This window comes from Amycolatopsis sp. NPDC059657 (assembly GCF_042734395.1).
In the GTDB taxonomy this organism is placed as follows: domain Bacteria; phylum Actinomycetota; class Actinomycetes; order Mycobacteriales; family Pseudonocardiaceae; genus Amycolatopsis.
This window is the reverse complement of sequence record NZ_JBHWEB010000157.1, coordinates 1-19614: the sequence shown is the minus strand read 5'-3', so window position 1 is coordinate 19614 and position 19614 is coordinate 1. Positions and strand designations below refer to the sequence as shown.

At 65.8% G+C, this 19614-nt stretch carries 18 protein-coding genes; 8 read left to right on the top strand and 10 right to left on the bottom strand.

What is annotated here, in order from left to right:
• A partial coding sequence (locus ACFV15_RS43565) for a hypothetical protein (RefSeq protein ID WP_378358749.1) occupies nucleotides 1–444 on the bottom strand: 444 nt, incomplete at its 3' end.
• 615 nt (nucleotides 445–1059) lie between these two features.
• On the opposite strand from ACFV15_RS43565, the gene ACFV15_RS43560 reads away from it, so the two are divergent.
• From ACFV15_RS43560 to ACFV15_RS43550, 3 genes are all read left to right on the top strand, one after another.
• The gene (locus ACFV15_RS43560; RefSeq protein WP_378358747.1) at nucleotides 1060–2283 is read left to right on the top strand and encodes a serine/threonine-protein kinase; all 1224 of its coding nucleotides are present in this window, start codon (nucleotides 1060–1062) and stop codon (nucleotides 2281–2283) included.
• Complete coding sequence (locus tag ACFV15_RS43555) at nucleotides 2280–2582, top strand: hypothetical protein (RefSeq protein WP_378358746.1); 303 nt, start codon at nucleotides 2280–2282, stop codon at nucleotides 2580–2582. Before ACFV15_RS43560 ends, ACFV15_RS43555 begins: the two co-directional genes overlap by 4 nt.
• Nucleotides 2583–2785: 203 nt before the next feature.
• Nucleotides 2786–3097 carry a hypothetical protein gene (locus tag ACFV15_RS43550; protein WP_378358745.1) on the top strand — a complete coding sequence of 104 codons (312 nt, stop codon included), beginning with the start codon at nucleotides 2786–2788 and terminating at the stop codon, nucleotides 3095–3097.
• A 155-nt stretch (nucleotides 3098–3252) separates the two neighbouring features.
• Here ACFV15_RS43550 and ACFV15_RS43545 read toward each other — a convergent pair whose 3' ends face one another.
• The 4 genes from ACFV15_RS43545 to ACFV15_RS43530 form a co-directional block, all read right to left on the bottom strand.
• Nucleotides 3253–4545, bottom strand: a complete 1293-nt coding sequence (locus ACFV15_RS43545) for a tetratricopeptide repeat protein (protein WP_378358743.1) — start codon at nucleotides 4543–4545, stop codon at nucleotides 3253–3255.
• Between the two features lie 238 nt (nucleotides 4546–4783).
• Nucleotides 4784–5266 carry an NUDIX hydrolase gene (locus tag ACFV15_RS43540; RefSeq protein ID WP_378358741.1) on the bottom strand — a complete coding sequence of 161 codons (483 nt, stop codon included), beginning with the start codon at nucleotides 5264–5266 and terminating at the stop codon, nucleotides 4784–4786.
• Between the two features lie 112 nt (nucleotides 5267–5378).
• Nucleotides 5379–6077, bottom strand: a complete 699-nt coding sequence (locus ACFV15_RS43535) for a VOC family protein (protein WP_378358739.1) — start codon at nucleotides 6075–6077, stop codon at nucleotides 5379–5381.
• A gap of 307 nt (nucleotides 6078–6384) precedes the next feature.
• Nucleotides 6385–8376, bottom strand: coding sequence for a discoidin domain-containing protein (locus tag ACFV15_RS43530; protein WP_378358737.1), 1992 nt, complete (start codon nucleotides 8374–8376; stop codon nucleotides 6385–6387).
• An 83-nt stretch (nucleotides 8377–8459) separates the two neighbouring features.
• Between ACFV15_RS43530 and ACFV15_RS43525 the strand changes: the two genes are divergently transcribed.
• Nucleotides 8460–9002 carry a hypothetical protein gene (locus ACFV15_RS43525; RefSeq protein ID WP_378358735.1) on the top strand — a complete coding sequence of 181 codons (543 nt, stop codon included), beginning with the start codon at nucleotides 8460–8462 and terminating at the stop codon, nucleotides 9000–9002.
• 62 nt (nucleotides 9003–9064) lie between these two features.
• Here ACFV15_RS43525 and ACFV15_RS43520 read toward each other — a convergent pair whose 3' ends face one another.
• Nucleotides 9065–10180, bottom strand: a complete 1116-nt coding sequence (locus tag ACFV15_RS43520) for a glycoside hydrolase family 43 protein (RefSeq protein ID WP_378358734.1) — start codon at nucleotides 10178–10180, stop codon at nucleotides 9065–9067.
• Nucleotides 10181–10672: 492 nt separating this feature from the next.
• Between ACFV15_RS43520 and ACFV15_RS43515 the strand changes: the two genes are divergently transcribed.
• Nucleotides 10673–11095 (top strand): hypothetical protein, encoded by a 423-nt coding sequence (locus tag ACFV15_RS43515; RefSeq protein WP_378358732.1) that lies wholly within the window; start codon nucleotides 10673–10675, stop codon nucleotides 11093–11095.
• Nucleotides 11096–11482: 387 nt separating this feature from the next.
• On the opposite strand, the gene ACFV15_RS43510 is transcribed toward ACFV15_RS43515, so the two are convergent.
• From ACFV15_RS43510 to ACFV15_RS43495, 4 genes are all read right to left on the bottom strand, one after another.
• Nucleotides 11483–13171 carry a histidine phosphatase family protein gene (locus ACFV15_RS43510; protein WP_378358731.1) on the bottom strand — a complete coding sequence of 563 codons (1689 nt, stop codon included), beginning with the start codon at nucleotides 13169–13171 and terminating at the stop codon, nucleotides 11483–11485.
• Between the two features lie 334 nt (nucleotides 13172–13505).
• A complete protein-coding gene (locus ACFV15_RS43505; protein WP_378358730.1) occupies nucleotides 13506–14114 on the bottom strand; it encodes a hypothetical protein in 609 nt (202 codons plus the stop codon).
• 26 nt (nucleotides 14115–14140) lie between these two features.
• Nucleotides 14141–14506, bottom strand: coding sequence for a peptidase inhibitor family I36 protein (locus ACFV15_RS43500; protein ID WP_378358728.1), 366 nt, complete (start codon nucleotides 14504–14506; stop codon nucleotides 14141–14143).
• A 368-nt stretch (nucleotides 14507–14874) separates the two neighbouring features.
• Nucleotides 14875–15795, bottom strand: coding sequence for an SMP-30/gluconolactonase/LRE family protein (locus ACFV15_RS43495; RefSeq protein ID WP_378358727.1), 921 nt, complete (start codon nucleotides 15793–15795; stop codon nucleotides 14875–14877).
• A gap of 330 nt (nucleotides 15796–16125) precedes the next feature.
• Between ACFV15_RS43495 and ACFV15_RS43490 the strand changes: the two genes are divergently transcribed.
• From ACFV15_RS43490 to ACFV15_RS43480, 3 genes are all read left to right on the top strand, one after another.
• Entirely contained in the window at nucleotides 16126–16857 is a 732-nt protein-coding gene (locus ACFV15_RS43490) for an expansin C-terminal domain-related protein (RefSeq protein WP_378358726.1), read from the top strand.
• Nucleotides 16858–17287: 430 nt separating this feature from the next.
• Nucleotides 17288–18658 (top strand): glycoside hydrolase family 2 protein, encoded by a 1371-nt coding sequence (locus ACFV15_RS43485; RefSeq protein WP_378358725.1) that lies wholly within the window; start codon nucleotides 17288–17290, stop codon nucleotides 18656–18658.
• 306 nt (nucleotides 18659–18964) lie between these two features.
• Nucleotides 18965–19348 (top strand): hypothetical protein, encoded by a 384-nt coding sequence (locus tag ACFV15_RS43480; RefSeq protein ID WP_378358723.1) that lies wholly within the window; start codon nucleotides 18965–18967, stop codon nucleotides 19346–19348.
• Nucleotides 19349–19614 lie beyond the last annotated feature (266 nt).

Genomic DNA, 19614 nt, shown 5'->3' with positions numbered 1-19614 from the left:
GCCCGAGTCGACCACGCTGCCCGAACGGCCGTCGAACCCGGTGGACACTTTGAAGCAGTACAGCACCTCGTCGCCGACCGCCGCGACCTGCAGCACCGGCGTTTCGGTGCCCACCACGGCGTCGTCGACCGGGCCGACCAAGCTGGTCTCGGGCGCCGCGGCCGATCTTCGGGCGGCGGCCCCGGCGGGCGCTAAGCGTTTGAAGTCGGCCTTCGGCTGCTTCGCCTCGGGCACCTGATGGGACTTGTCCCGCGACGGCACCGACGACGTCGACAACACCGGCAGGTCGCGCGGCACCTCCTTCAGTGGTGCTGCCACCGAAGACGGCGGCAGCGCTACCGCCTGTGTCAGCGAAGCCACCAACGCCACGAGCACGACCAGCGCCGTCGCACGCAGCAGCGACCACAACCGCCGCCCAATGTGGTTCCGACCAGCAGAGACCATGACCACTCCCCATGTCAGCCGAGATCTCCGGCGAACCTAGCGAGCAGCGATGAAATCCTTATGAAACCCCAACAGAGCCCACCCCCGCTGGGATAAAGCCCGATTTACCCGGGGCTTGTGGGCCGAGGGTCCGGCTTATGGGCCATTCCACGGCCCAAAATCCACGCCGTCGAACCGTCCAGCAGGGAAGACGCCCGACGCTGAAGTCCGCCAGACCGCCGCGGCCAGCCCTCGTCTGGCCATCGACGACGTCCGCCGACTGCTGGTCGACCCCGACCCGGTATTGCGCCAAGGGGCTGCTCGCAATCCAAACCTGTCTGCCTGCGAGCTGGAACGCCTGGTCACCACTGCGTGACATCGCATATGGCCGAAACCCCAGCAACATCCGACGCCGTATCTGCGCCGCGCCAGCGACTCCAGCCAGCTTCTTCGTACGCTGTCATGCCGAATTGAGGATGTTCGGGCCTCGATCCGTGCGAGGGCGGGGGCTTGTGGCCTGGTGATTTCATCGGGGTTTCATCGGCGGTGGCTAGGGTCGCCGCGGTTTGTCGGAGAGTTGTCCGCGGAGGCGTGCGTGAGGTTGGCGGAGAGTGTTCGGGCTGATCGGGCGAGTCCATGGTGAGGCCGCTGGGTGAAGCCGAGGCGGGTGCGGTGGGCCCGTACCGGGTGCTCGGGGAGTTGGGGCGGGGCGGGATGGGGCGGGTGCTGTTGGCCTCGGGCCAGGACGGGCGGTTGGTGGCGGTCAAGCAGGTGCTGACCGAAGCGCTGGCGGACGAGGGTTTCCGTGCGCGGTTCGCCCGTGAGGTCGCCGCGTCCCGGAAGGTGTCGGGTGCCTACACCGCCGCGGTCGTGGCCGCCGACCCGCAGGCCGCAGTGCCGTGGCTGGCGTCGGTGTTCGTGCCGGGCCCGTCGCTGCGGGAGGCCCTGGAAGCGGCCGGGCCGCTGCCGGAGGAGTCCGTGCTGCGGCTGGCGGCGGGGCTGGCGACCGCGCTGGGGGGCATCCACGAGGCCGGCTTGGTCCACCGGGACCTCAAGCCCTCCAACGTGTTGCTGACCGACGACGGGCCGCGGGTGGTCGATTTCGGGATCGCCAGGGCCGCCGAGGGCGGGCGCGGTGAGCTGACGCGCACAGGGTGGCTGGTGGGGACGCCGGGGTTCGCCTCACCCGAGCAGGCCGAGGGCGGCGAGCTGGGCCCGGCCTCGGATGTGTTCTCGTTGGGCAGCGTGCTGGCCGCCGCCTGCTCAGGGGCGAGCCCGTTCGCCGGGTCCTCGACCCTGCGCACGCTGAACAACGTCGTGTCGAACCAACCCGACCTCACCGAGGTACCCGGCAGGCTTCGCCCGATCATCGCGCAGTGTCTGGCCAAAGACCCCGCCGCACGGCCGACCCCGGCCCGGATCCTGGAGATGGTCGGCTCGCTGGCGCCGTCGGTGCGGCCGTGGCCCGCGGCGGTACACGGGATGATCACCGCCCAGCGCGACCGGGTCGCCGCGCTCGTCGCCGCCCCCGCTCGGCTGGGCGCGGCCGACGGAGATGCCTGGCCGACCGTGGTCCAGCCCACCCGCCCGCGGCCTGCGCCCCCTGCCCCGTGGCCGGCTCCACCGTCGGCCGGCAGGGAGCCGAACTATCCGCAGGATGGTCTCGCGTCGCCGGGTGGGGCTGTCGGTGGGCCCGTGTGGGGCGGCGCGGGCTCTTTCACCAGGCGCCCCATGGCCAACGCCGCCGCCTCGGCGATCGCCGGGTCCCTCGGCCTGGTCACGGCGGGCAGTTCTGGTTCGCGATCGCCAGCATCGAGATCAGCGGCCCGTTCGACGAATGGTCGAGCCTGGCGTGGGTGAATGTCCTCGGCGGTTTCATCGCCGCGTTGTGCCTGCTGGTCACGGCGGCGTTCACGTTCGCGCGGGCGATCTGGGGCGCGTGGGCGCTGTGCGCCCTGTGTGTCCTGTTCGTCGCGGCGGTCTTCGCGTCCCCGCTGGTGAGGGGCGCGGACTTCGGGGCCCAGCTTGACTTCGTCTTCGGCTTCCACAAAGCCAACGGCATCGCCGCCGGGCTGACCGCCGTCGGTGGCCTCCTGACGGCGATCTCAGCGGCGATCGCGGCCAGCGTGCGGTCCCACCCGCGCCACTTCGGTGCCTGAACAACGCGAAGTCGGCCTGGACAGGCGCTGGCGTGGCTGCCCGCGCCAGAAACACATCTCCTCAGATGACAAGACTGTGACCGACTCCGAACCCACGATCACCTTCCCGGCCAGAACGCACTCACTGCCGCATGGCGCGTCCTGTCATGTCGATGAGCGTGCGTCCGTACCATTGTTTCGTTGGCGTAGGAGGAGGAAAGCCGTTGGATTTTGCGGATCGACTGGAAGCAGTCACGACGCTTTTCGAGGCCCACAACAAGGCGTCGTTCCCGAGCCGGTGGCACGGTGCCGACGTGGCGGGCTTCGACCTGGTGATGCTTGATGCAGACCCGGCCGGTTGTGTCTCCGTCTGGCTGAAGCAACAAGGTCGCCTGGATGACTGGAGGTGGGACGTTGTCGCCGAATGCGAACAGCGACTCATTCGGGTTATTCCCGAGCTGGACGCCTACGGCCGCGAGTACTACCAAAGACTCCTGGACATGACGGTATTGATACTGAAGGCGGACTGCCCATAGCGGCAGCACTAGTGGCTCTCGCCATCGCCTGGCGACACAGGACCCATTCGCGGTGAGCCAATGCACGCTCATGCCGCGAACTGCTCGTTTGCGGGATGTTGCTCAGACACCAGAAGCGTCTGAACGAGTGGTCTGGTCGTCGACGCTTTTGTCAACTAGTGCGACCGGTTGTCGATGGTCATGTAGAGAGCATGCGCCTCGCGCAGGATGTTGGCCGCGTTCGCGTTCGCGCTCACGGTAAGACATGCGGCGGCGTGGTCAGTCAGAGCTCGAACCAGCCGCTGAGGGCCTCGGATGGGATCGGCGGCGAGGAGCAAGCGCTCGAGGGCGACGCCGTGCGCCAGTGCGGGGATGAGCACGTCCGGGTAGTGGCCGGTGCGGTATTCGAAGCCGGAGAGCACCGAAGCACGAATGTTTCGGCGGCGCACCAGGGTCCCCAGTTCGGCCAGCCGCGCCGGGTCACCTGGGCTCAGTTTGGATCTGGCGATGATCGCTTCGCCGATGGCGGCCAATCCCTTGCGGTAGGCATGCCTGACGCTGAAGGACCAGTGGTGAAAACTCAACCCGAACACGGGTTGCAAGGACTGGTCCGGGTGGACGCCGATCGGGGTCACGCCGTCGGCGTCGGGTTGTTCGTCGTGGACGCCTGATCTGGCGAAGTGCGCGGCATGCACGGCTTGGAGGAATCTGAAGTTGCCACGCTCGCCCTCGGCCGGGAGTTGATCGCAGGCGGCGATGGATTCCCGCAGCAGCTCTCGCGCTTGCCGCGGGTGGCCGGAGCCGGCGAGCCGCAGCGATGCCCCAGCCGTCCAGATCGCGAGTGTGGGCAGCTGCCGATCGGGATCAGTCTCTGTCACGCGGCGCTGAAGCGCCAGCGCCTCGTGGTCGATCGCCAGACTGGCTTCGCCCTGGCCTGCCAGGTCGAGAAAGATCGCCAAGTCCAGCAGAGACCAGGCGAGAAGGCTGGACAACTCGTAGCCGCCCCGGCTGACGGCAGCGCGGTAGATGTCAACCACCTCCCGTTCAACAGTCGCCGCCTGAGCGAACTGCCCGCACTCGGCCAGACCATGCGCGAGATCAGCGAGAATCTTGGACTCCTGAGTGCCGCCTTCGCGATGCGAGTTGACCCGGCGGGCGAGTGCCGCAGCCTCGTGTCTCGCGGCCAAGGCGAGGCTGTCGGCGTGTACGAGCGAGTACTGCTGGCCAAGCGACGCAATCGCCTGCATCGCGGCGCCGAGGTGTTCCTCGGTTCCGTCGGTGACTAAACGCCGGTAGATGGCCGCGGCCTCTTCGAAGTATGGGATGCGTTTGCTGGGGCTGGCTCGGTCAACCTGCCACCCAAACTGCAGGAGACTGCGAGCCAGCCTGGGCAAACCGGCCGCCGGCTGCGCCATGGCATGCATGCGGACCTCGGCGATGGTGTCCTCAGTGATCGGCTCGGTCCTCATCGGTCTCCTCGGGTGTTCGGCGACTGGTGCTCAGGAAGATGGTGAAACAGAGCCGGTCCAGGAAATTCATCCCCTTGCCCGTCGAACCCGTTACACCCAGCAGCCCATAGCAACCGACCGCAGTCCACCCGATGCCGGCGCATGACAGGCCGAGCACACCGATAACGCACTCTCATGCCTCGAGGCGGGCATGATCCCAGTGTTGCCGGGCGCGTGTGTGCCGTCGGACGCTCGCGGCTCAGGGCGCCTTGTGGTGGCGGCGAGTGGCGGACGGTCGGGATCGGATATCGGTCAGTGCCCATGGCTGCTGGCCGTGTCGCAGGTGGCCGGCGAGGAGGTTTCCGATCCTCTTGGACGTGAAGTTGGCGTCGTGGATGGCGGTTGGCGTGGGCTCGATGCAGTTCCAGGAATACCCGCTTGGCGCTGGCGGGAGCCGATCTGTGAAGTGTCCCGAAACCGAGTTGTCCTCGTCGGTGTGCGCGACGAACACGTATTCGTCGTCCACGCCGGTCTTGTCGATGCCGATGAGCGCGCCGATGGTCGTGGCGAGGTTCGCCTGCTCGCGGAGGACACGCCGCAACGCGTCCTCGAACGGCTGGTCAGTGCCGTCGACCCTGCGGCCCGGCAGCAGATGTCGATGGGTGCCGTCGGGCGAGTCTTGCCGGAGGACGAGCAGGTATCCGTTCGGCGCCTTGATGACCGCGCTCAAGCGAACAGCCATGGACGCCTCCTGCCAGGTCGGTCCCGTTGCACTCCGGTGGGCAATTCTTGCTCATGCCGCAGGCCGCTGTTCACCCGGTGACGGTCGGTTCTGGCTGCCGCCTGAATGCTGCTCACAGCCCGGATTCGAGCTCCGTGATCCGCCGGAGGTCGTCAGCCAATTCCGGCCCGCTGACCCTGGCGGCCCTGGCGCGGGCCAGCAGTTCCCTGGCCAGTGCCCGCTCGCCTTGGCGGACCGCTACGTCGGCCCGGAGCACCAGCAGCTTCACGAGCTGAACCTCGGTCGGATCCTCGTCGGTCCGAGACAAAGCCCGGTCCAGGACTTTCACGGCCAGCTCCAAGTCCTGTTTGGAGTCCGCGAACAGTGAGCCCATGTGGATGGCCCGGTCGAACGTCGTTTTCGGCAATGGCTGGTGCCGTTGGTTCTCGCTGGTCGGTTGCGCGATCTGGAGCGTGTTTCCACCAGGATCGGTCACCAGGAACTCTCGCACCCCGTAGGTCCTGTTCCTCAACGCACCTATCCGCGGAAGTCCTCGAGCGGGCACGGAACCGAAGGTCTCCCGCAGCCCTTCAGTGAAGACCGCATACAGGTAGTCGACGTCATCGGTGTCGACAAGGCAACCATGCGTGGAAGACCTCGGATCGAACTTTGTGTCTCCGTAGAAGTTCAGCTCGACACCCCCTCGTTTCACACTCAGAAACTGATAAGGCGCCGTCTGCCGGAACGTGATCTCAAACCCCAATGCGGTGTAGAAGTCGGCCACCGGCTCAATCGACTGGGCCATCAGCCTGGGAATCGTCTTCTCCGTCATGTTCCCGAAGGTAGAGGCCAGCCTCTCCGTACGCACATGAACGTGAAGATCCCGACGTTCCCTGGTCATCGGCGTTATGGCTCTATCTTCGGACCAGTGCAAATACCGCAATATGAGCGGCTTGTCAACCGCCTGTTGTAGACCCGCGTATGCCACGCAGAGAACGGGCGGTTGGTCGTTGGCGCCAGCGTGGACGGTGATCGCTCATTCTGAATGCGCCATTGCCGGACACACCAAGGACGGCGCCAGCGAATGTGTGACTGTCCATAGCGGACAGTCACACATTCGCTGGCGCATAGAGAAACCGCTACGAGGTGAAGACGCCGAACTCCCAGAACGAGAAGCAGTAGCGGGTGGCCCGCTTGACGCCGAAGAACCGCACCCTGCGCGTGGTGACCGGGTCGAACCGTGCGGTGTCGATGCCGCCGTCTCCGGCGGTGGTCGACCAGACCGTTCGCCAGGCGCCGGCGGCTTCACTCCACGTCTCGATGCGGTATTCGGACGCGTATGCCGCCTCCCAGTCGATGGTCACCCGGCCGACGGTCTGTTCGGAGCCGAGATCGACCTGATACCACTGCCCGTCGTTCCAGGTGCTGGACCACCGGGTGCCGCGGTCGCCGTCGACGGCGCTCGACGGCGACAGGTTCACGAACGGGTTCCACTCCGCCGAGCTGGCCGTGGCCGGCTTCGCGTTGGCGAGGTTGGTGCCGAGGACATGCGTGGTGGTGGCTTTCCAGGTCCTCAGGTACGACTCCGCTCCCCTTGCCAGGTCGTCGATGACAGCCTGCCCACCGACCATGCGGACGTCCTCGATCCAGTCCGGGATCAGGCCGTAGTGCGCGGCGCCGTCGACGTTGATGTCCCAGGTTCGCTCGCCGGTCTTCGGCCGATCCATCATCGTGGCGCCGTCGAAGCTGCGATACGGGTAGACCACCGGGTTGGTCGCGCCGGTGCGCGGCGCGGGCCAGCCGCCGACACCGTTCATGTCGGAACCGAAGCCGTAGCCGACCTTGTACTTGTCACGCAGGGCCTTGTTGCGCCGCCACTCGCTGACGAAGTTCTCCGAGCCGGTGTCATAGCCTGCGATGAAACCGCCCAGTTTGTACACCCGCTCGGACCAGCCCGCGTCCATCCAGCTGTGCGTGGACAGCACGCCGGGATATTTCTCCGCCTCGAGGATGTCCAGGGTGCGCGCGGCCGCCTTGACGCTCATGTGGTCGAGCTCGACCATCATGTGCCGTTCCATCATGCGGCGCAGCGCGTGCTCGCCGAGACGGGTGAGGCCTCGGGTGTTGCAGCGCTTGGCCGGGTCGCCGCCCGCGATCGGGTTGTCCTGCTGCGGACCCGGGCACACCTCGGTCGTCCACGTGGTGGCGCAGCAGGAGAACTGACCGGCCTGGAGGATCTGGCCGGTGCTGCCCGAGTCGAAGCGCACGCCGCACAGGCCGTTGTCGAACTTGTGGCACAGGAACATGCTGCGCACGCCGAGCGAGTACAGCTCGTTGATCCCGGCGTCGATCTGCGCGGCCGAGCACTGCGCGACGTCCATGATCTGCTTGCAGCCGAAGGGTTCCGAGGTCTCCACTCCGAGGATGACCGCCAGCTTGCCGTCCATCACCACCTGGCGGGCCTGCTCCGGGCTGGTGACGATCCGGAAGAAGCCCTTGCCGGGGCCACCGTAGATGCCGTCGATGTAGTCCTGCATCTCCCAGGACTTGCGTGCTTCGAGCCGGATGGCGTCCATCTCGTCGCAGCCGCGATCCTTCGGCATGATCGGCAGTGCGCACAGGACGCCGTTGCTCACCAGGTCGTTCACCATGATGCGCTGCCCGCCGCGCCACGCCCGCTCGATCCAGGCGTAGTAGTTCTGCTGATGCGTCAGCGATTTGTGGGTCGGCCATTCCTTGAAGGTCGGCCAGCCGACCGGGTCGTGGTGCCCGTCCGGATCGGCGGTGAGGTTCTCGAAGGTGGCGCCGCTGCCGTCGGGGTAGTGCTCGGGGCAGTCCTTCAGCGCGTCGGCGACGCCCGCCGGCGAGAACGCCTTGCCGCAGATCAGCCTGCCGCCGAAGCCCTCGTTGGCGAGGATGTGGTTGTGGGCGTCGACGAAGCCGCGGACCTCCCCACCCTGACTGCCGGTGAACGGGGCGCCGGTCGCGCCGATCTCGCTGTCCGGGCTCGGCCGGTTCACCGGCTCCCACCAGTTCGGCCCGGCCGACGACGTCGGCGCGCCACCGGCACTGAGCGCGATCGCGGTCAGCGCGGCTACCGCGAGTGACAGGATCCTGCGATGCCGTCTCATCGTGAACCTCCTGTGCGCGCCCCGAGGTAGGCGTCCATCGGATGATGGTGATGGCTGACACATACGTGAGTCAAGTTCACGTTTTGCCCGCACCGAACAACGGCTGCCAGTTCTGCGTGTCCTGCCAGCAGTTCGGCTCCGCGAACTCCCCGTTCCTGCGTGACCTCAACTCCGGCACCGAGGTTCCGGGCCACCCGCAGGTCGCCTACATGACCATCCGGTCGGTCAACGACATCAACGCCGCACCGTACGACACGGCCAAGCTCGCGGGCGCCGACGACAACTACCTGCTCTCCGGACCGTCGGCCCCGACGCACTTCACCATCATCAGCAACGCCACCGCGCTCGCCGCGATGCGCGCGTTCATCATCGCGCACGAGAACCCGCCGACCGGCACACCCACGCCCACCACCGGCACGAGCGCCCCGCCCACCAGCACTCCGTCCGGTCAGTGCTTCTTCAGTTCCAACTACGACCACGTGGTCGCCGGCCGGGCGCACAACAGCTTCGGCTACGCACTGGCCAACGGTTCCAACCAGAACCTCGGTCTCAACAACCTTTACACAACAACGAAACTTCGTCAGACCGGCGCGAACTACTACAACATCGACCGCACCTGCGCGTAGCGACCTACCCCGGCAGGGGGCACGAGCGCATTCGCTCGTGCCCCCTGCCGGGGAACCACACTTCAGCCCCAGCGTTGCAGTAGCCGGTCGTACTCGGCCTGGGTGATCGGCAGGACGGTGCCGTGGCGTGGCTTTCCGGGCATCGTGTAGCCGGAGACGGGTGACCACTGCCGGCTGTTCAGGTCGGTGGTCGTGAACGGGACGTAGCCCCGCCCTCCGTACTCGTCGATGAACATGTACCAGCGTTCGTCGGTGTTCGATTTGAAGACCAACGGACCCTCACCTTGGCTGATCGCGTTTTTCCCGAGGCATTCGGTGACGAAGGAGTAGCCGCGGTTCAGGATGGTCGCCGACTTCTCCGCGAGGACCAGTTTGCCGCACGCGTTCTGCGACGGGCTCCGCTCGTCCTTCGTGAAGCGGTAGTAGGTGCCGTTGTGCTTGATGAGCGTCGAATCGATCGTCGAGTAGCCCTTGTCGACCCAGACCTTCGCGGCGCTGAAGGTCCGGAAGTCGGAGGTCGTGGCGTACATCATGCGGTTGTAGGTGGTGCCGGTGTGGTTCGGGTCGTTGGCGGCGTACAGCTTCGACGCCCAGAACACGACGTACTGGCCGAGTCCTTCGTCGTAATAGGCCTCGGGTGCCCATGTGTTGCCTGCTGTGTCCGGTGAGACACGGGCCAGGCGCGGCGCGCTCCAGTTCACCAGGTCGGCCGACTCCCAGACCACAATGGACTTGCTGCCCCTCCGCTGGACCTGGTCCCAGTTCCCGTTGCCGTACATCCGCAGGTCGGTGGCGATCTGGTAGAACCTGTCGCCCTGCGGGGAACGGATGATGAACGGGTCGCGCACGCCGCGGGTCCCCACGGTCGAGGTCGACACGGGCAGCCCGCCGTTGAGCCGGCGCCACCGGGCCGGGTCGTTGCCCTGGCTGAGCGCGAAGTAGATCTGCTCGCCCGCGGAGGTGTTCTCGCCAGTGAAGTAGGTGAACAGGTAACCGGCGTACTTCGGGGCCGATGCCGCGTCGACGCGGTCGGACGCCACGGGGTCGACGGCCGCGTACGCCGCCGGTCCCGCGACCGGCGCGGCGCCGCTCGCGATCAGTGCGCCGACGAGCACGACTGTGGCGCGGCGCCTCCGCGGACGTCGCGGCGGGGTCGGATCGAGGGAAGGCTGTGTCATTGAACCCGTCCGGTGTGCTGGCGAAGGGTTGTACGTGCTCCGTCGGTGGTGAGGCGTCGGCATCTTGCGATGCACTCCTTATCAGCGGTGACGAAGGCGGCGCGACAGTGGGACAACGAACCGGAAGACTGTGAACGTTCACACTAGCCTGATGTGACGCACCTGTAAATACAACGAGATCCACTAGCCAGAAGGGCGAACCCACCCTCTGATGCCGTGCACGCTCCCAGCGCTGGCGGACCTGGTGAAGCATGGGGGTACCAGTTCAGTCAGGGCGAGGTGGCGCGGCGCTCCTGTGCGGCGTGCCGCACAGGCAGCGTCATCGCGCTGCGCAACATCCATTTCTCCGCATATCCAGGACGCGCCATAGGGAAAGACCTGAACTTTGCCCGCACGGATTGCAGGCGGCCACTCGGCTGGCAAACATTACACTTGTCGCGCGAACAGCTCGACGGCTCCGAACGAGCCCGAATGTAACTTCAGGGAATAATCATGCGCAGCTTCAAACGGCTCTTCACGCCGTTGGCCACAATCCTCCTCTCCGCCGGTATGCTGCTGGGTCTTGTCGCGGCACCGGCCAATGCGGCGGCGGTCTCACGGCATTTCATCTTGATCTCGACCCATGGAGCGCCGAGCTGGTCGGCGCGCGCCGAGCTTTACCATGCCGACGGCACCGGCACCGTGTACACCTGGAGGCAAAAGAGGAGGATCGGTGGTCGTGCTCTTTGGTACTTCAACGCGAACGACAAATACAGCCTGCTTGTTTCACTCCACGGCGTCACCTCGTACCCCGGCGGGGAAGACGTGTACAAGACCGCCCTCCCGGCGGACCGTGACTACTGCTTCCGCGTAGACGCCGTCGGCAACCCTTACTACACCGGCGACAGTCGAACAGGCGGTTGCAATTCCAACTGATCCCCCAGCGTTGAGCGTTTCCTCATAACCATCGGCCACCGCGGGTCGGCAATAGGCTCACCACGGACGGTAGCCCCTGTGAATTTGGTACTGCCACAGACCAATTCACGGGGGCTACCTATTCTGATGAGATATCCACACAGATCGTGAACTGCCTGCTCGGGGTGTTCTTGACCTACGTCTCGGCCAAGGGCCGGGCGTTGATCGACCGCCGGCTCCACCTCCCGGCGTCCTGGCCGGTGAGCGGGAACGCTGCGTGGAAGATGGCTATCTCCTGCGACCATCGCTTCGGCACCCCAGCCGGGAAGACACGGGCCGACGCACTCGCCACCGCCGTCGGGCAACAACCGCTGGTCCGCGACTCGATCAAACGACCCCGCTGCCGCACTAAGCCAGGGTCGGGCGCAGCGTCGGCTTGCCCGTGGAGGTGACCGCCAGCCCCAGGTCGCGGGTGTGTTTGCGCACGAAGACGAGCTCGTCCGCGTACATGGCCAGGAAGAACCCGCACGCGAGCGTGGGCGCCAGCAGCGTCAAATACCCGGTCGTGGTGTGCAGGAGCCCGCCGGCGAGCGCGAACCAGAGGAAGATATTCGGCGTGCTCTGCGTGATGAACAGGTCGCGGGCGACCCGCGGGCAGAGTTCACGCCATCGGGAGAACCCCAGCGCGGCCAGGCGCACGGCCAGCAGCACCGCGACCACCGCGACGGCGTCCTCGGCCAGTCCGACCAACTCCCCTGGGCTGCCGAGTCCCGAAAACCCGATCGCCGGGCTCAGCGCGAAGGTCGCGAACGCGGCCAGCGGCATCAGGGAGAGCCCGCCGAGCCAGTTCCAGTTCGTGCTGAGCTGCCCCGCCCTGATCGGGTCGCGTGTGCGCAGGGCCTGGGCCAGTGCCGTGGGCAGGACCATCGCGCCGAGCAGCACGCCCGCGTAACCGACCAGCGCCGGGCCGGGCGCGCCGAACCGGTCCGGCAGCCACAACGCCGCCGCCAGCACGACCACGGGAAACACCACCGAAGCGGCGATCGCCTGCCGGACGGAGGTGAAGTAGTCCCCGTCCCACAGCAGGGACAAGGCCGGGGTGAGCAGCGCGGGCGGCAGCAGCAGGAACAGCCCCAGCAGCACCAGCGGCACACTGGCGCCACTCCAGATCAGCGCCAGCCCGGCGACAAGCCGGAGCAGGGTGAGCGGCAGCATGACCCGCAGGCTGTGCCCGACCCCCCGCGCGACCCCGGAATGCACCCGGAGCATGCCGAAGAACGTGCTGACCGCCAGCAGCGCGGTCAGCACCACCGAGAACACCGCCGGCGGCACCGGCACCCGCAGCGTGAGCTGGGCGAGCACGCCGAACACGGCCGAACCCGCGACGAGCGCGGGCAGCCGGATCTCGACGATCTCACCGAGGTCGTGCATCGCCGACGACGCCGCCGGGGCAGCGCAGATCCGCCGCAGGTCGGCCTCCGACAACGGCCTGGCGTTGGGGATCTTCAAGTCGCGATACTTCTCCGGTGACATTCCCGCCACGACGAGCGCGAACATCTCCACCACGTATTTGTGGGTGACGACCAGAACGTGGCGACCGGCCTCGGACAGCGGCCGCAGCACGGACTCGTAATAGGTGCGTACCCGCTCATACATCCGCGTCCAGCTTTCCCCGCCCGGAGGACAACCGGTGCTGCTGTGGAAGTACTCGGTGTAGGCGCGGAACCCGATGCTCTTCTTGATGAGGCTCTTGTTCCGGGCGGTGAACACCCCGAAATCACGTTCGACGAGCTCAGCCGACACGACGGTCTCACCCGGCCGGGTGACCAGTTCGCCCGCGATGATCGCCGCGGTGTCACCGGCCCGGTCCAGAGTGGACACATGGATCTCGTCGAACCGGATCCCCAGCGCCGCGACCCGCTTCCCCGCTTGGTGCGCCTGCCGGACGCCGAGCTCGGTCAACGGCGTGTTCTGCGTCCCGGCGAACAGGTTCTGCTCGTTGGCCACGGATTCACCGTGCCGCACGAAGTAGATGGCCATCGTGTAGTCCTCACTGGAGTCATCGGAGCGGAGGATCAGCTGGTCGCCGGTGACCACCTGTCAAGTGTGAGACGATCCAAACTCGAATAATGACGCAATGCGAGGCACCCAGCCCACATTCCGCTTTTTCAGGAAAGGTCATTCGTGAAGCACGGAACCAGTGCTCATGGCACGCACCAAAGGCCGCCCTTGAAATGCCTTGCACCCTCAGAGCGCCTCAGGTATTCGAATGGAAACGTTCAACGTCCAGACCTTCGCAAGACAGGCCGACCTCACGGAGACCCGCTCTGACACGAACGAACGCCACGTACGGAACTTTGTGCGTTCCGTACGTGGCGTTCGTTACCTCCGGACTGTGACACCGACCGTGCCGGCGTCACCCGGGGAGGTGTCACCGTGGGCAGCGGTTGCGCTCGTCCTTGGTCATGGCGCGGGTGTGGAAGGTGACCGAGCCGTCGTTGGGCAGCGGACTAGTGGCTGAGAAGTTGTTGACATACCAGTAATAGTGGCCGTAGAACGGCTTCCTGAAGTGGAGTTCATAGTTGCCGGTGACGGTCTGCATCAGCGGCGCGTGGAAGATCTCGCCAACGCCCCACGCCGGCGTGTTCAAGTTGTCGGTGCGGGTGACAGTGTGCGACCACTCCCAGCTGTGACTGTACGTCGCCGAAACACTGACCGTGTAGACCTCCGCAAACTTCATACTCGCATCGATGGAAATGCCCAGGCTGTTGGAGCCGCCGTCGGTGTCAGCCCATGAGATACCCTGGATTTGGTTGACACTGCTGCAGTTGTAGGTGGTGCGGCCGACATGCTGACGCCGGCCTCCGAATTCCCTGCGCGACGCGGGATGGAAGACGCAGGAATCGGTGCCGTTGTTGCACTTGTCGAGCAATTCGCAGGTGGTTGGCGTCGAGTCGGCCTGCGCCAGCGGGGTGACCAGGCCGAGCGTGGCGATGGAGATCATGGCAAGCGTCAAAGCTTTCCTGATTCGCATGGTCATGAAACCCTTTCTTGTGACGTGAGGGACTAGTCGAACCCGATGGACTGGGCGCGCTTGTCCAGCTGGGGGCCGACATAAGGGGTGTCAGTCTTGTACGGGCCGTCGTGCTGGCCGTTGAGGTTCGGACCGGAGTAGAGGTTCAACCAGCAGTTACCCCACGCCTGCACCGAGGAGATCCGATTCGCCCAGCCATACTTGGCCAGCTGGACACTCCAGTCACGTCCGTTGCCGTCCCAGCACGGATGCGCCGCCGTGATCGTGAACGAGCGTCCGCGGAAGTCCTGGTCTTCGAACACCCTGCCGATGATCACCCTGCCGCCGCCCGCCCGATCGGCGCTGTTCGGCTGGGCGCCACCGTTCGGCTGGGCGGCCATACGCGTGGAACAGGTCACCGCACCGGTCTCCACAAACAAACTGCAATGGGACACGGGCGCGGCAGTGGCCACTGCCGGCGCGCAGATTCCGAGACCGACAAGTGTTGCCAATAGGGCCATAAGAGGACGCGTCCTGGCAGCACGCATCGATTTTTTTCCGAGATACATTTTGAACCGAGTGAACACCATGATTCAGCTCCAGACCGGAAATGAGGCGGCGACTTCATCGCCAGGCGAATTGTGAGCACGGACGGTGCCGCACCACCAGCCACGGCCGAACTTTTCCGCAGATCTCTAGAAATCTGTTAGCGCGACGAAGTGGTCATCCGCCCCAGGTGGGCACATACGTCTCGAAGGTTGAACACCCGAGAAGCTTCCTGCCCGGGTCACCCGAGATTTCCCCGCGTGGTAGTGCGCAGCCGGTAGAGGCTCGTCGACGCCGCGATGAAAAGCGTGTCACCGTCCGTGCCACCGAAGCACAGGTGGCCGACCCGCTGCGGTACCGGGATCGTCCCCAGCCGGGTGCCGTCCGGCGCGTACACCTGCACGGAGCCGGCACTGGCGGTCCAAACATTGCCGTGGACGTCGACACAGAACCCCTCCGCGACACCAGGGGTGACCTCCGCGAACAGCCGGCCGTTCACGCACCGCCACTCCGCGGTGACGTCGTAGACCCGGATGCAATGCGCGCCGGTGCCGTCGGCGCGCAGCGCACACGAGGTGTCGGAGACGTAGAGCCGCCGCTCATCCGGCGAGAACGCGAGCCCGTTCGGCTCCTCCACGCCATCGAGCACCGACGTGAGTTCACCGGTCTCCGGCACCAGCCGATACACGTGGTCCGCGCCTCGGCCGGAATCACCACAGTGCGGTTCGTCCGGCTCGACGACGCCGTACCGCGGATCGGTGAACCAGATCGCGCCATCGGAGGCCACCACGACATCGCTGGGTGAAGTGAGTCGTGCGGGACCGGATCGGTCGACGAGCACCGCCGTCGTGCCGTCGGCTTCGGCGCGCTCGATCGCCTGCTTGCCGTGCGAGCAGGTCACCACACGGCCCTGGTGGTCGCGCGCGCGACCGTTGGGGAACTCGGCCTCGGCCGACTCGACCGTCACCTCGCCGGTCGCCGCTGTCCACCGCAGCACCCGGTTTCCGACGACGTCCGACCAGATGACCGCGTTCTCACCCGGCAGCCATAGCGGCGCCGTGCTCCACGTCGCACCACCGCCCAGCCGTTCCACCACGACGGTGGGGTCGACCAGCTCGGCCAGCCGCTCGTCCTCGACGACGATGCCCGATGTCTCCCGCACAGCACACCCTCCTCAGCCTTTCCACATCTGGAATTCATCCCATGCGCGGAACACTAGAAGGATTTCTTGGCGTTTTCACAAAACTTCGATTACCCGAGGCCTGCTTCCGAACATCTCTGAGCGGACTTAGGGAATTGTCACGAACCTTGCCCCAGCGAGCGGCAAGCGAGCCAATGACACTCTCCCAGAAGAACACTCAGAATCTTCGGAGTGACCTGATCGATTGGCAAAGCCTAAGCTCCAGCGACCGGGCGGATTCACGCCCACGCCGACCCCGACCGCGAGCAACTACTGTGCCTGCAGCGGTCGCTGCGCTTAAGGACGGTTCCCATGGGGATGATCCGCTTTACCACTCTCGTGGCCGCGGCGCTGCTGGCCTGCACGGCACCCGCCGCCTCGGCGGCCGGGCAGCCCGCGCACGCGACCTTCTACACGGGTAATCAAGGCGGGGCGTGCGGCTTCGGAAACTGGCAGGCGACGCATCCGGGGGAACTGTCCACAGCGGTCAGCAAAGTGCTCTTCAAGGACGGCGCGAGTTGCGGGACACGCTTGAAGGTGCAGTGCACGGACAGTCGCTGGTGCTTACCAGGCAGCCCGGCGATCACGGTCCGGATCACCAACTTCTGCCCACCGAACCCCAGCCTTCCCAACAACAACGGCGGATGGTGCAACCCGCCACGCGAGCACCTCGACCTCTCCGAAACGGCGTTCCTCAAGATCGCCCAGCGTAAGGCCGGCATCGTGCCCATCACCTACAGCGAAGCCGACACCGACGGCCCCTCGCCGCTGCGCTTCACCATCAGGGGGAACCCCAACTTCAACCTGGTGCTCGTGGACTCGAATTCACGGTGGAGCACGCAAGCCGTGTGGATCAAGGGCAGCAAGACCGACTGGCTGCCGATGAACCGCAACTGGGGCATGAACTGGGAATCGGGCAGGACACTGACCGGTCAAGCCATCAGCTTCAAGGTCACCGACACACACGGACGAACGGTGATCCGCGACAACGTGTTCCCCGCAGGCTGGAAATTCGATCAAACCGCCACCGCGGCGGGGTTCTGAGCCGGCCAGTACCACCAGGTCGCCACCGCACCCCTTGGCCACCCGCCTGACAGTCATGCTCGTGGCACTCCTGGCCTGCGGAGCTCGGTGAACACGGTCATACCAGCGCCGGAACAGCCGGTTACACCATGATCACAGCTCCGTGAATCCGGGAAACCTCGGAAAACGCTTTCAGCCTTGGCGGTCGTATTTCACCCGCCAAGAAGCGACCTGATGCCCCGGTGAGCGGCACGACACATGGCGGAACTTTCTCGACGTCCACCAGGCCCAATGCGCTCACTCGAAGACGCGGGCACATTGCCGACTCAAAGAACCCGTGACTCGATCCACGCTGCCATGTAGCCTGTCAACGCCTTGCAGAGGAAAACGTATTCCACAGTAGCGACGCGGTCCAAGCGGCCTAGGCCCCATCCACGGAAGGACTGTCTTCATGATCCGGCAGGACCTGCACGACGGCTGGCAGCTGACGGCGGCTTCGACGGAGATCCCCGACGCCGCCGAGGGCACGACGGTGCCGACGGCCGTGGCCGGCAGCACCCACGTCGACCTACCGGCCGCCGGGCCGAGCAGCGACTCGTTCGCCGACCAGGCCCAGGCCGAACCGGCCTGGACGCGACGTACGGTCAGTCGGTACACGACGACGTTCACGGCAGCGACGCTGAACCGGCACGAAAGAGTTGATCTCGTCTTCGACGGCCTGGGCGCCGAAGCCACCGTAGAACTCAACGGGCGGCTACTCGGCGACGTGGCCACCAAGCACCGCGGCTACCGCTTTGACATCAGGGACCTCCTTACCCGCGGCGGCAACGACCTCACGGTGTCGTTCTCCTCCACGCGGACATCCGCGGAAAAGGCCGAACCCGGCCTTGACGGACATCCTCAGGTAAACCCGCACCCGTTCAACACGCTCCTCGAGCCGGTCCGGCTGGAACGCTGGCACCTCGCCAGGCTGGCGCGGGTCCGGCCGGTCGTGACCGTCTCCGGCGACGGGACCGGCCAGGTCGAAATCCACGCGGACATCGAATGGGCCGACAGGCACCACCAAGACCTGCTGTTGCGGATCACCGTGGGCTCCGCCGAGCGCACCCTGTTCGTCCCCGCCGGCGCGAAGACGATCATCGGGCCCGTCGACGTACCCGGCGTCGAGCGCTGGTGGCCCGCCGGGCACGGTGCGCAGCCGCTCTACGACCTCGCGGTCGAGCTGAGCGCGAAATCGACCGGTGAACGACTCGACGTCGTCGCGAAACGGATCGGGTTCCGCACGGTCACCGTGAACACGACGCCCGAGCAGATCGACGCCCCGTTCACCGTGGTCGTGAACGGGAAACCGATCTTCGTCAATGGCGTCGACTGGGTTCCCGATGACCACTTCCCCGGCCGGATCACCAAGGGCCGCCTGGCCGTCCGAGTGGGCCAAGCCGTGGCCGCCGCGGTCAATCTGCTGCGGGTCCGGGGTGACGGGAGCTACGAGTCCGACGACTTCTACGACGTCTGTGACGAACGTGGTGTCCTTGTCTGGCAAGACTTCCCGCCCTCCCCTGCCGCCCAGCCGAAGCGACAACCGGGCTGCGCCGAGCTCGCGGCCGAAGCCCGCGAGAACGTCGCCCGGCTGATGTCCCACGCCTCGCTGGCCATGTGGAACAGTGGCAACGAAAACCTCTGGGCTTTCGCCGACCGGGCCAGGTCCGCCCACCCGTGCGGCCAGAGCTGGGAACTGGGCTACCACACCGACGTGCTGCCGGGGATCGTGGCCGAACTCGACCCTGGCAGGTTCTATTGCCACGCTCGCTCCAGCCGTTGAACTCGTGAGCATGGCGGAACCGCGCGAGTGAACCACGAACACGCGACCGAGTCGCGCGCGGAGTTATCTTGCCGAAGTCGCGGAATCCACTCACCCAGGCCGGCGAGATTCGCGGCGTTCGACATTCCGGCGAAGTGTCCGCTCAATCCGGCTTTCGGCGATCGTGAGGACACGACCAGTTTCGTAGATTCGCTATAGACAGCCTCTAAAAATGAGGAATTGCGGCGATGACCGCGACGCGACCACCGGGCCGTTGATACAGTTCCGATCCGGGAATATGTACACCACACGAGCGCAAGGATACCTATGCGTAACAAATTGTCCGCCGCAGTGGCAGCACTGTCCGTCGCCCTGATCTCCGGCGTCGCCATGACACCTGCGGCCCAAGCCAGCGATCTGGGATTCGTCTTCGTTCACAACGTTTCACATTTTCAAGTTGTGAAAGTATGCGTAGACGAGTCTGATTCGACCGGCAAACGAATTTACCACAAGTGCCGCGGCCTCACCGACGGCGCCAAGTGGGGACATCGCACCAGCGCCAACGCGGCCAAACTGTGGGTGCACCTCGGCACAGCGGGATTCGGGTCTGAGAACTACGGTCCCTTCTCCCGTACCGCAAAAGTCTGCTTCAGGCCTGATTCGAGCCTTCCCGACCGCCCCTTGCCCGAGAATCAGTGCACATTCGGCTGATCACGCGTCGCGTCATGGTGGCGGTGCGCACCGCTCGACAGCGAGCGCACCGCCACCATGACTTTGTGTCGCAGCGATCCGGCGTCGTGCTTGAGGTCCCGTTCTGGTCAGGCCCAGAGATCGGACCTGGATCGGATGCGCCTCGGGGGGGGGGGGGGGGGGCCGCAGCGACCCCCCCACCCCCCCCCCCCGGAAAAACGACCACCCCCCAACCCCCAAAAAAAGTGGAAAAGGGGGTTAGACCCCCAAAACAAAACCAAAACACA